Below are 11,555 nucleotides of genomic sequence, written 5' to 3' on the forward strand. Positions count from 1 at the left end.
CCACACCAGCCAGGCCCTGAATGGTGCCGCACTGGAGTTCATGGTGTTCGGGGAGGTGTACTTCCAGCCGCTGCGCAATGTGGTCGGACAGGTGCTGGAGCTGCGCCACCTGCGGGCGCTCAATTCCTGCTGAGTCAAGGCCGGTGTTTGGTGACGATTACTGACCGGTTTTCTTGGGGCGCGTGCGTGTCACGAAAACGGCCAGGAGCACTCGGAAACGGTGGCCGTCCAGGGGACCCATTTAGAGCCCTGGTCTCGGCCTTGCCGAATGGAAATCCTCTTCTAAACTAGCCTGACTCTACTTGAACGATGTGCTGATGATCCTTTCTGCTTCAGATTGGTATTTCAGTTTGGTGGAGCCGTACCCACTACAGACATCAAACCCAGGGGGCATGCATGCCATATTTTTATGAGTGCTCGAATATCAACTGCAAACAGCCCTCAAGATCGGAAAAAGAGATAAGCCCTGACTTATGGTACAAATACAAGTGTGGGACATGTGGGAACCCCATATCCAAATCAATACAGAACCCGGGAATATTTCTGGTAAAAGCGGTGAAACCCAATCCGTTTGCCCTGCCCCCCAAGAAACCCACAAGTCCCTCACCAGTGTCCTCATCAAATACTGACATCGCAACCAGCATGTTCAAACAAGTCGAGGAAGAAAAAAAAGAAAAAATCGCGAAAAACAAACGCGAACACAGCTTGATAGCAGAGCCATTCGAAATAAAAACCAAAAGTGAGGAAGAGCTGGAGCATACGGATAAAAAAAAGAAATACATGGTTGGCGAGTCTGTATCACAAGAAAAAATATATGAAATGCTGGATGCCAAAGGCTACCTGTTCTTCTCCAGAGCCATGACTTTTGTAAAGCACAACAAAGAGCTTCGCGGTAAAAACATCAGCACCAGCGTAGTCGAAGAGCCCGGATTCTTGAATTGCCTGGCAAAAACCAAGAATTTTGGGTTTAGTCATTATGCGATTGGGCTTAACGACGTGAGGAGCAACAAGGGTAGTTTTGCCGGGACATTTCCAGACTACTACGTAAGCAAGAACCAACAAATCTTTGCGATTGAACTGAAAACCCCGCAAAGTAAAATGATAGATTTCCTTGACCTGCTTGACAAGCCGATCCAGATGCAAGATCAGCTGGAAACAAATGTCGAGAGGACGATAAGAACAGAAATCGATAATAGAAAGAAGCATCTGCCCCAAGGGGTGTTACAGATCCTGATGTTTGATATCTGTAACCTGACTGGCTTCAAGGAAGACCCCATCGTGCAGTTCTACGGTGTCGCCAGCTCAGGAAAAAATGAAATCTGGTTCGCCGAATCCTTTCACTCTTTCATGTTCTGCGACAGCGATGCGAAGAGCGAAATACTACACCTCAAATTTTCAGAAATAGAGAGCGCGGTGAAAAACAAGAAAAACATGCCCAAGCTATCTAATGGATGGATTGATTTTGCAAAACTGGAATCAAACAAAAAATGGTTCACCCCTTCAACGACCATCCAAACGAGTAATGACGCAGAATTTGTCACACCGACAACTTCAACAAACAATAAGTGACCGCGATACCGCTGCAACATTTTACTTGAGTGATAGTGCTCAACCGGTCAACCTGCCATTCTCCGGCATCCCCCCAGCCAGCACCGGCTGCATCCGCCACGGGGAACGGGTATGACAGCAATGATGTGGGGGTTTACTCGTATGGGTTGCGGTGAGCGCTGGCGAATCTCGCCTATGCTGCCTTATGCTTTTTGAAACGGCTTGCGCCTTGAAATGCATTGGCGACGGTACGGTGCGAATGTCGAACAAGCGATGATACCGGTGTAAACGCCCATGACGAATGCCACGCCCTCCATCAAACTCAGCACCCTTCGGCCAATCGCTCCCTATCTGGGCATGCGGGGGGTGTCACCGCTGGAGTTCTTTCGGCGTTTTGATATTTCCCCTCATGTTTTTCAGAACCCTGATGCCTGGGTACCGCGAGCGGCCTGCTTTCATATCGCCAATGAAATGGCGGCGATCACCCAGGATCCCTTCGCCGGGGCCTGCGTGGGACACCTGATCGAAGTGGGCTCCCTCGGTGCCTGGGGCGAATTGATATTGGGCTCGACCAACCTCGCCCAGGCTTGTGCGGCGGCGGCGGTCCATACGAAATTGCTGCATCAGGGCGGGGAAGTAAAAATCATCACCGAGGGCCGTACGACGAGGCTGATCCAGCAATTTACCGGGCAGCACGGGGCCGATCCCAAGCAGGTCATTCTCGGCACCCTCGCGGTGCTGAGAAAAGTGCCTCTCATGTCCGGCGAGCCTGGCGCCATACGCATACATCTGAAAAACCCGAGGGAGCGAGGAGACGAGGCGCTCGAAGAATACCTGGGCGCGAACCTCGAAATGAACGCCGAGTACAACATGATCGAATTCGATCGTGAGTTGCTCGAGATTCCCCTGCAAAACACCCGCGATGATGCCTGGAAGACCACCCGCGCCTTGAACTCCACCGCTCGGGCGGCCGATGTGCTCGCCAGGCAGATATCCGACCAGGAACAATCCAGGCTCGCCAGCATTTCCAGAAAGATGGGAATGTCGCCTCGAACGTTGCAGCGTCGCCTCGAATATTGTGGCATCGACTTCGACGCATTACGTGACGAAACCCGTCGCAACGAGGCCTTTCAGTTACTCGCCAGCGGTAAATACACCGCCACGGAAATTGCCTATATGGTCGGCTACAGCGATCCGGCGCACTTCACTCGTGCCTTCAAGCGCTGGACCGGGAGCCCGCCATCGCGCTATCGCGCGGTCCTGCAACACGATCGCTGACATCCTCGCCTGACCCATCCCCCTCCTCCCGAGCATTCCCTCCTTCAGGCGCTGCCCTACCGGCACGCGCCCGCTTCGCTTTTGGCACCAAATGGCAAGTTTCCACCAGGACGTTCTTATAGAGTCAAAAAGGTAACGCCAACTTATAAGACCACGAGGTTTCAATGTCCCATTCATCCATGGCCTGCATCCTTGCCCTGACGCTGGCAACTTTTGCAGGTGCGAACGCCCAGTCATCCTCAGATGCGGCGATACCGGTTGGTGTGGATAACTTTGTCCGTGCCGAGTCCGATCTCTACATGGGAAAAATGGTGGCGAGTGGGGGTTTTGGTCAGTTTGTGCATAGCCGCGAACCGGTGCCCATCGACGCTCAGAACGTCATCCGCATGAACCGGGACACGCTTTACTCCTCGGCGGTGTTCGATCTCGATGCCGGCCCCGTGACAATCACGTTGCCCGAGGCCGGCAAGCGCTTCATGTCGATGCAAGTGGTCAACGAAGATCAATACGTACCCGCCGTCCTCTACGAATCCGGCGACCATATGCTGACGAAAGAGGCTGTCGGCACACGCTATGTCTTTGTCGCTGTCCGTCTGTTCTTCGATCCCACGGATCGCCAGGACCTTGAACAGGTGCATGCGCTGCAGGATGCAATCAAGGTCAGCCAGGCCCGGAGCGGGGAGTTCGTGGTGCCGAAGTGGGATCAGGCGAGCCAGAAAAAGATACGCGATGCCCTGGCCGTTCTGGGCTCGACGATTCCCGACTACAACCAATCCTTTGGCCCCAAGGGCAAGGTCAATCCGATCCATCACCTGATCGGAACCGCGACGGGTTGGGGCGGAAACCCGGCCAGGGACGCGATCTACCTTGGCAGCGCCATACCGAAGAACGATGGGAAAACCGTTTACCGGCTCAAAGTGGGAGATGTCCCGGTCAACAGTTTCTGGTCTGTGAGTGTTTACAACGCAGACGGCTACTTCCAGAAAAACCCGTATGACGCCTACTCGTTGAATAACCTCACGGCCAGGAAAAGTGACGATGGCTCGATCGTCATCCAGTTCGGCGGCTGTGACGGCAAGATTGCCAACTGCCTGCCTACTCCCCCCGGCTGGAACTACACGGTCAGGCTCTATCAGCCAAGTTACCAGATACTCAATGGCCAATGGCGTTTTCCACAGCCGCAGCCCGTCAAACTCTAATCAAGTACATCAACTAAAAAGTTTCGACGCTTATAAACAAGCGCAAGAGCTGACACGTCAGGGACTTCTCTGAACTACAGAGTTTTACATCAGGGGAAAGAAGCAATGACACGCCCGGTTAATTCACACTTTTCCAGATATCAGGGGATGGCCTTTATAGGCGCGACCCTCGCATTGGCGATGGCACTGCCCGCCCATGCGGACGATTCAAGCAGGACGCCCTCCGTGACGGCAGGTGGCGGCGTCGCCGTGGGTCCTTTGTACGAAGGCTCTTCACGGTACGCCGCGTTCCCGTCACTAAAACTCAAGGCGGTCCTGCCGACCGAAAGCTGGGGCACGTTTACCGCGGCCTTCCCGGAGGGGCTGCGTTGGGACTTGCCGGGGCTGGCTCCTTTCGGGGTGGCCCTGCTGATCGGCTACGACCAGGGGCGCAAGGAAAAAATCCAGACCCTGGGCGGTCGTGACGATTACCTGAGGGGCATGGGCAACCTGGACAGCACGGCCCTGGTCGGGGCGGAAGCGTACTGGATCCTGCCGGCCGGGCGCCTGTTTGTTCGTGGCCTGCAATCGAGCCAGAACCGCGATTACGGTGGCGAAAGCCTGGGCCGTACGGCGTACCTGGAAGCCGGGGTCGCCACGGCGTATCCACTGTCGTCGACATTGACCCTGGACTCGACGCTGTACGGCACCTGGAGCAACGAGAACGACATGATGGCCCGCTTCGGCGTCACGGCCCAGCAAGCCGCGCGCACCCGGTTCGACGAATACCACCCAGGCGGCGGGATGCGCGACGTGACCTTGAAACTGGGCCTCACCTGGCAATGGCAGCCACAGCTGGCACTGGAAGGCGGCATCAAGACCTATGCCCTGGTCTCCGATGCCCGCAACAGCCCGCTGACGGATGAGAAGGTCGGCGCGGGCGCCTATCTGAATGCCCTGTACCGGTTTTGATCGACCGGCAACCGGGCTGGATAAAGGAACAATCGATGAACAACCTATACAAGCAGTTGGGGCTGGCTGGCCTGCTCTGGTCAGGGCTGGTGCTGGCCGACGATGCGACCACCAAGGTCACGGACCCTCACTTCAAGCTGGCCCCAGGCTATCTTGACCCGGCAGACCTGCCAGTGCGCCTGGCGTTGCTTGGCGCTCCACCCAAGCCGGACACTGCTGCCTTTGCGCGGGATGAAGAAGCACGCTGGGCGGCGCTGTCGCTGCGGGGCACGGCCCGGGAGAAACTCGCGGCCAAGGATGCGGAGCTGTCATTTCCAGGCCCGGCGCAAGCATTCTCCTGCGCGATGGGCACGCCGATCACCGAGAAAAACACGCCGCACCTTTATACGTTGATGCAACGCACCCTGACGGACGCAGGTGGCTCCACCTACGCCGGGAAGAATGCCTACAACCGAACCCGCCCCTTCGTGGCGCATGACGAAGGGACATGCCGCAAGGACATGGAACCGCTGCTGCGCACGGACGGTTCCTGGCCGTCCGGCCACTCCGCGGCCGGCTGGGCCTGGGGGCTGGTGCTGGCCGAGATTCAGCCGGCGCGCGCCACTGAACTGATGACCCGCGGCTTGTCATTCGGCCAGAGCCGGGTCATCTGCGATGCACACTGGCAGAGCGACGTGGATGCCGGCCGCATCATGGGGGCCGCCACGGTGGCGAGCCTGCATGACAACCCGGCGTTCCTCGCGGACCTCGCGGCCGCGAAGGAAGAGGTCAAGGCGGCGCAAAAAGCAGGCTTGAAACCCACAGAGGACTGTGCGGCCGAAGGCGTGGCGCTCTCGCTGACCCAGCACTGACCGGAGAAAAACCATGATGCACAGTGACAACCGGCGCAGGCCGACCTGCCTGGCGCTGCTGGCTGGCGCCCTTGCCACAGCCAGCCTGCCAACCGTGGCCATGGCGGCAGACAGCGACGAGTGGCAGTTCAACGGCGGCCCTTACGTGTGGGGCGCCGGTATCCGAGGACACGTGGGCCATCGCAGCACCGGCACCCAGTTTATAAAATCCGACTTCTCCGATATCGCGCGTACCGTCGATATGTCGGTGATGCTCATGGGCGAGGCGCGGCGGGGTCCATACAGCGTACTCGCCGACCTGATGTATATCGACACCGACACCCGCAACCGTCTGCCGGCGGGCGCCCCGGCGTCCAAGCTCGAGGTGGAAAGCAAGACCGCCTCCGGATTCCTCGGGGGCGGCTACACGGTGCTGGGTGATGACAACCATCGGTTGGATGTCGCGGGCGGCGTGCGTGTCTGGTACAGCGGCACCACCATCAGTCTGCACGGTGGGCCCGCGGGTGGCCTATCGGGCTCGGACAACGCGACCTGGGCGGACGCCATGGCGGGACTGCGCGGGCACTATGCCGTGAATGACCGGTTCTGGTTGTCATCCTGGGGTATGGCGGGCGCCGGGCAGTCCCGGGAAGACTGGGACCTGGCAGCGCTGGCGGGCTGGGAGTTCTGGCCCGGCTTTTCGGCGGTGGCCGGCTACCGGGCCATGGGGGTGAATTATCGTCACGATGGGTTCGTCTACGACATTGTCCAGAAGGGGCCCTTGCTGGGTATCAGTGGAAGATTCTGAAGTGGCGCATGGACCTGGGCACCCATTGGGGAATCCGGTTCCACGTCACCCGATTGAATGCACAGCGCACAGTTATCCGGGTGTCCCAACGCTTCTGGGAGCGTAATCCACTGATCGATACTTTTGTGAGCCAACTGCGCCTTGACGGCCAGATGCGTGCAGCCTGACCCTGGTAATTCATCACGTTCACGGAATAACTCCCGCCTGTTCAATACGGGTTGGGATCCTGGTTTATGCCCAATTATGCAAAATTCCATAATTATGTTTTTCAACATAATTGCGCATAGTTCCACCCACTCCCTGGCAAGCTTCCCAAAAAACAAAGGCCCGCCCAACGGCGAGCCTCTGCCTGTTGCCTCAAACCTGTCTCAATGATGCGCCCCCTCCGAAATCCCCCCGGAGCCATCCGACAGGCCAATGCTCACGTTCTGCATCATCCCCTGGTCCTCGTGATCGAGGATGTGGCAGTGCAGCACGAACTCGCCGATATAGCGCTCGTACCGGGTGCGCACGTACAGCGTGTAGACCCCTTCCCCCTTCGGGAATACCGTCGGATTGGAGCGGCTTTTCACGAACAGGGTGTCTTTCCACACGCCTTTCAAGCCGGCGTATTCGTTGTCGCCCTTGTCGGTTTTATCCACCGATCCGGGCACACTCAGGTCGGTGCCGTCCGGGCCGATGATCTTGTCGATCTGAAACGGGTTGACGTGGATATGGAACGGATGACTCGCCCGCGCCGATTGCAGGACCCACTGCTCCGCCGTGCCCAGTTGCAGCTTGCGATTGATCGTCCCCGGCTTGTAAGGCACGGCATCCGCCAAGGTGTTGCCCACGGCGAACTTGGTGTTCTCCGGATCGCTGGTGTCGATCAGGAAGACCAGGGTCTGGCCCTTGCCCTTGAGCTCGCTCTCGGCGATGTCCGGGTGCGGGATGAACTTGTCCAGGTGCAGGCCTTTTTCCAGGTCCTTGACCACGGTGTCGCGGACATCATCGGGCATATAGTGCCTGGCCGCCGCGACCAGTACCTTGGTCAGGTGCGCGGTGGTGTCCGGCACCTTTTCGCCGGCGCCGACATCGACAAAGCCGAGCAATTGCCGGCTGCTGGCCGCCTGGTCGACGTTGCCCGCCGCACTGGCCTGTTCGTCGATCACGCAGTAGCGCCCGGACTCGGGGAAGGTCAGCAGCAGGTCGTTCCGATAACCCGGCTGCAAGGTCACCATGTCACGCTTCTGCGCCTCTTTCATGGTCAGGCCATCGGCTGCGATGACGTGGTATTCCACCGGTTTGCCGGTGCATTGCTTGTCGATGAACTGCGCCGACTCCGACGCCGCGATGCCCAGGTTGCTGGCAGGCTTGGCGCTGTCTTGCAGCCGGACAAACTTCAGCTTGATGGTGTCGCGAATCCCCGCGTGCACCAGCCGCCAGCGCTCGACCTGCCCCGGCTTGGCACCGTCGAAGATCGGCTGTACCTGGCCGTTGACGCTGGTGTAGCGCCCCGAATCGCCCCAACTGGAAGGCTGGAGCTGGTCGAACGACTCGACTACCCCCGTTTCGCCGTCCTTGCAGGTCCAGTCGAGGACTTTCTTGTCCTTGCCGTCCTTGTCCTTGACGATGTTGTAGCGGAAGTTGCCGTCCGCGCCCTTGCACGCATAGGGGATCTGCTGGAACACCAGCAGGCGCTCGGGAAACGCCTGGCCCTGTTCATCCTTGAGCAAGGTGTCGATATCGCCGTTGACGTCCTTGCCGGGCAGGCGATCGCCATGGATGACCAGCGCGCCGGCCATGCCGCTGGCGACCTGGATCGCAGTCGAGCCATGGCGATGCGGGTGATACCAGAAGGTGCCCGCCGGATGGTCGGCGGGGATGTTGTATTCATACTGGAAGCTGATGCCCGGGTTGATCGACAGCAGCACGTTGTCGCTGTTGCCCGACGGGCTGACCCACAGGCCATGGGAGTGCAGGTTGGTGCCGTTGAAGCAGTGCGGCGCATCCGGATTGGTCTGCGGCTGGGTGCAACTGGGGTCTGCCGGCAGCGTGTTGTTGAGGCTGATGCGCACCGTGTCGCCGGGGGTGGCATTGATGGTCGGCGCCACGAACGGTGCCGCCGGGTCGACATCGGTGCCGACATAGCTGCGCAGCAAGACCGGGACATCCTGCCGGGTAGCCGGGTCGTAGATATGATTCCTGGTGTATTTGATCGTCAGGTCCAGGCGCCGCTCGGTGCCGGCGTGACCGGGCACCGCCTCGGGGGCCTGGGTGGACTTGAGCAACAGGGTCCCGGTCTTCGGCTTGGGCGCCTCCTGCTGCAGGCCCGGCGGGTTGTAGAACAGCCGGGAAGGTTCTACCGCGAGTGCCGTGCCGCCGTGGCCCATCACCGCCAGGGCGAGCAGGCCCAGGGCATGGCGGGCTTTGTCCTTGTGCAATCCTTTCATGGTACTGCTCCTGCAAATCAACCGTGAACATCGAGAGTCGGCACGGTAGTGATAGGCAAGGGCAGACACGCAGCATCCGTTTCCGACCACAGCCATCCGTGCTGGCATAAAGCTAGTTCGTTATCGGCGCAGTGCAATGTTTATTGGGGTTTGCCAATGTTTTGGCTCGCAAAGTCAGCGCGCCACCGGTGCGGCAAATCCTTCGAAGGCCTGGCGCAGGGCCTTGGCATATTCGCGGCTGCCGAGGGTCATGCTGTTGATATGGTTGCCGCCCTTGATCAACAGCAGTTGCTTGGGTTGCACGGCGGCTTCATACAGTGCCTTGCTGAAGCGCGATGGTACGTAGGGGTCGTCGGTGCCGTGGACGATCAGCACCGGGATGTCGATCTGGTTGATCTTGTCGATGGAGTCGAATTTCTCCGAGAGGATCCAGCTGACCGGCAGCGACGTCGGGATCGCCGCGCGGGCGGCATCACCCAGGTCGGTAAAGGTCGATTCGACGATCAGGCCGGCCGCCTTCGGTGCCTCCTTGCCGCTGGCCAGGCGCTCGGCCAGGTCCACCGCCACCGCGCCGCCCAGGGAGTGGCCGTAGATATAGCGTTTGCGCGCGTCGGGTTGCAGTTGCACCAGGCGTTTCCAGGCATTGCCGGCGTCCTGGTACACGCTGCGTTCGGAAGGCAGGTCGCCGGGGCTGTCGCCGAAGCCGCGATAGTCGATGGCCAGCACCGAGAAACCGAGGTCGCGCAGTTGGGTGATGCGCCCGACCTGCGCCGTCAGGTTCCAGCGGGTGCCGTGCAGGTAGAGGATGGCCGGCGCGTTGGCCCGGCTCGACGGCCACCACCAGGCATGCAGGTAGTCAGAACCGACCAGTCCGTCGCTGACCGGGATCTGCAGCTCCCTGACCCCCGCCGGAATGCCGCTGAACCAGCTCGCGGTGCCCGGCTGGATATTGAACAGCAGCTCGCGCTCCTTGTAGGCCAGTCGCGAACAGCCATAGGGCAGGCCGACGGCAAGGAACACCGCGAGCAAGCCCAGGGACAACCAGCGGCGACGGGCGATAAAGGTTCTGACGGTCATGGCGCCCGGGTCTCGGTTTCAGGGATAGCGTCGGCTCACAAGGTCCACAGATTACTCGCAACCGGCACAAACAAAAACGCCCCGAACCAGTCGGGGCGTTTGTTCAACCTGGCATCAGGTTGCTACTGCCTTGTCGCGCCGATCAGAACACGTTGATCGGGTAGTCGACGTACACGCGCACTTCGTTACCGCTGACGTTGTACTCGCTGGATTTCTCCGACACACGCAGGATCGAGCTACGCAGCTTGACGCTCAGGTCCTTGGCCGGGCCGCTCTGGACCACGTATTTGACCTGGTTGAAGATTTCCCGCTCGGTACCGCCGGTGCTGGTGGAGGTGGTGATGTTGTCACCCCGTACATAGGCGACGTTGTAGGTCAGGCCCGGTACGCCGAAGGCGCCGAAGTCCAGGCCGTAGCCCAGCTGCCAGGAGCGCTCGTCCGAGGCGTTGAAGTCGGACCAGTAGGAGTTGGCCAGGTAAATGGTGTTGCCGCCATCACCGACACGACCCTGGCCACGCTGGTAACCGCCGTACGGGTAGCCCAGCAGGCTGTCGCCGGTGCTGCGCTGGTGGGCGATGGTGAAGGAATGGGCACCCAGGGCGTAGGTGGCCGCCAGGCTCCAGATCTTGTTGTCTTCGCCGCCGGCGCCGGCCTTGGCCGCGTAGTCACTGTCCAGCTTGGTACGGTAGCCGTTGAAGTCCAGGGTCAGGGACTGATCCTTGGCCACCGGGAACACGTAGTTCAGGTTCACGTACTGCTTCTTCAGCACGTCTTCGACGTCGGAACCGTACAGCGCGGCCTTGAAGTTGTCGGTGAACTGGTAGCTGCCGCCCAGCACGTTGATGCTTTTCAGGCCACCGCTGTCACGACCTTCGTCGCTCTTGCGCGACTCTTCGGTGAAGTGACCGGCGTCCAGTTGCAGGCCCTTGATCTCCTTGGAGGTGATCAGGGTACCGGTGTAGCTTTCCGGCAGCAGGCGCGAGTTGTCGTAGTTCAGTACCGGCAGGGACGGCATCTGGTCGCCGTAGGTCAGCACGGTGTTGGACAGGCGGAATTTCACCGCGGCGCCGGCCTTGGCGATATCACGGGCCGGGTCACCCTTGTTGTCCTTGGCGAAGAAGTCGATGCCTTGTGCACCGGTTTCGCCACGGCCGCCGTCCAGGCGCAGGGCGTATAGGCCGAAGGCATCGACGCCGACGCCCACGGTGCCCTGGGTGAAGCCGGACTTGAAGGTGCCGATGGCGGCCTGGCCCCACTCGATCTTGTCCGGGTTGCCGCTTTTGTAGTCACGGTTGATGTAGGCGTTACGCAGCAGAATGTTCAGGTGGCTGTCTTCGACAAAACCCTTGGCGTCCGATTGTTCGCTTGCCATGGCCTGAGTAGCGCTGAGGATGCCCAGTGCGAGCAGACCGATCCGTTTGTTCAACATAAT

The 11,555-nt window shown here is 59.6% G+C and carries 9 protein-coding genes; 6 read left to right on the forward strand and 3 right to left on the reverse strand.

Annotated elements, in window-relative coordinates:
* Positions 1-555 precede the first annotated feature (555 nt).
* From ACL9RJ_RS16725 to ACL9RJ_RS16750, 6 genes are all read left to right on the forward strand, one after another.
* A complete protein-coding gene (locus ACL9RJ_RS16725) occupies positions 556-1,569 on the forward strand; it encodes a hypothetical protein (protein ID WP_422765480.1) in 1,014 nt (337 codons plus the stop codon).
* A 273-nt stretch (positions 1,570-1,842) separates the two neighbouring features.
* A complete protein-coding gene (locus ACL9RJ_RS16730) occupies positions 1,843-2,826 on the forward strand; it encodes an AraC family transcriptional regulator (RefSeq protein ID WP_042935655.1) in 984 nt (327 codons plus the stop codon).
* A gap of 164 nt (positions 2,827-2,990) precedes the next feature.
* Positions 2,991-4,025, forward strand: a complete 1,035-nt coding sequence (locus tag ACL9RJ_RS16735) for a DUF1254 domain-containing protein (RefSeq protein ID WP_017127021.1) — start codon at positions 2,991-2,993, stop codon at positions 4,023-4,025.
* A 105-nt stretch (positions 4,026-4,130) separates the two neighbouring features.
* A complete protein-coding gene (locus ACL9RJ_RS16740) occupies positions 4,131-4,976 on the forward strand; it encodes a MipA/OmpV family protein (protein WP_042935657.1) in 846 nt (281 codons plus the stop codon).
* Positions 4,977-5,011: 35 nt separating this feature from the next.
* Positions 5,012-5,827 carry an acid phosphatase gene (locus tag ACL9RJ_RS16745; protein ID WP_177065134.1) on the forward strand — a complete coding sequence of 272 codons (816 nt, stop codon included), beginning with the start codon at positions 5,012-5,014 and terminating at the stop codon, positions 5,825-5,827.
* 13 nt (positions 5,828-5,840) lie between these two features.
* The gene (locus ACL9RJ_RS16750; protein ID WP_017127024.1) at positions 5,841-6,614 is read left to right on the forward strand and encodes a hypothetical protein; all 774 of its coding nucleotides are present in this window, start codon (positions 5,841-5,843) and stop codon (positions 6,612-6,614) included.
* A gap of 368 nt (positions 6,615-6,982) precedes the next feature.
* Here ACL9RJ_RS16750 and ACL9RJ_RS16755 read toward each other — a convergent pair whose 3' ends face one another.
* The 3 genes from ACL9RJ_RS16755 to ACL9RJ_RS16765 all read right to left on the reverse strand — a co-directional run bounded on the left by ACL9RJ_RS16755 (position 6,983) and on the right by ACL9RJ_RS16765 (position 11,552).
* Entirely contained in the window at positions 6,983-9,046 is a 2,064-nt protein-coding gene (locus tag ACL9RJ_RS16755; RefSeq protein ID WP_177118522.1) for a multicopper oxidase family protein, read from the reverse strand.
* Positions 9,047-9,220: 174 nt separating this feature from the next.
* Positions 9,221-10,123 (reverse strand): alpha/beta hydrolase, encoded by a 903-nt coding sequence (locus tag ACL9RJ_RS16760; RefSeq protein WP_017127026.1) that lies wholly within the window; start codon positions 10,121-10,123, stop codon positions 9,221-9,223.
* Between the two features lie 142 nt (positions 10,124-10,265).
* On the reverse strand, positions 10,266-11,552 hold the full coding sequence (locus ACL9RJ_RS16765; RefSeq protein WP_017127027.1) for an OprD family porin: 1,287 nt from the start codon (positions 11,550-11,552) through the stop codon (positions 10,266-10,268).
* Positions 11,553-11,555 lie beyond the last annotated feature (3 nt).

Origin of the sequence: Pseudomonas sp. Mn2068, from assembly GCF_049319725.1 — a bacterium.
GTDB classification, from domain to species: domain Bacteria; phylum Pseudomonadota; class Gammaproteobacteria; order Pseudomonadales; family Pseudomonadaceae; genus Aquipseudomonas; species Aquipseudomonas gingeri.

Excerpts from the sequence above, each read along its gene's own strand:
- ACL9RJ_RS16730 (WP_042935655.1), top strand. The coding sequence starts at position 1,843 with ATGACGAATGCCACGCCCTCCATCAAACTCAGCACCCTTCGGCCAATC.
- ACL9RJ_RS16760 (WP_017127026.1), bottom strand. The coding sequence starts at position 10,123 with ATGACCGTCAGAACCTTTATCGCCCGTCGCCGCTGGTTGTCCCTGGGC.
- ACL9RJ_RS16735 (WP_017127021.1), top strand. The coding sequence starts at position 2,991 with ATGTCCCATTCATCCATGGCCTGCATCCTTGCCCTGACGCTGGCAACT.
- ACL9RJ_RS16750 (WP_017127024.1), top strand. The coding sequence starts at position 5,841 with ATGATGCACAGTGACAACCGGCGCAGGCCGACCTGCCTGGCGCTGCTG.
- ACL9RJ_RS16740 (WP_042935657.1), top strand. The coding sequence starts at position 4,131 with ATGACACGCCCGGTTAATTCACACTTTTCCAGATATCAGGGGATGGCC.
- ACL9RJ_RS16745 (WP_177065134.1), top strand. The coding sequence starts at position 5,012 with ATGAACAACCTATACAAGCAGTTGGGGCTGGCTGGCCTGCTCTGGTCA.
- ACL9RJ_RS16765 (WP_017127027.1), bottom strand. The coding sequence starts at position 11,552 with ATGTTGAACAAACGGATCGGTCTGCTCGCACTGGGCATCCTCAGCGCT.
- ACL9RJ_RS16755 (WP_177118522.1), bottom strand. The coding sequence starts at position 9,046 with ATGAAAGGATTGCACAAGGACAAAGCCCGCCATGCCCTGGGCCTGCTC.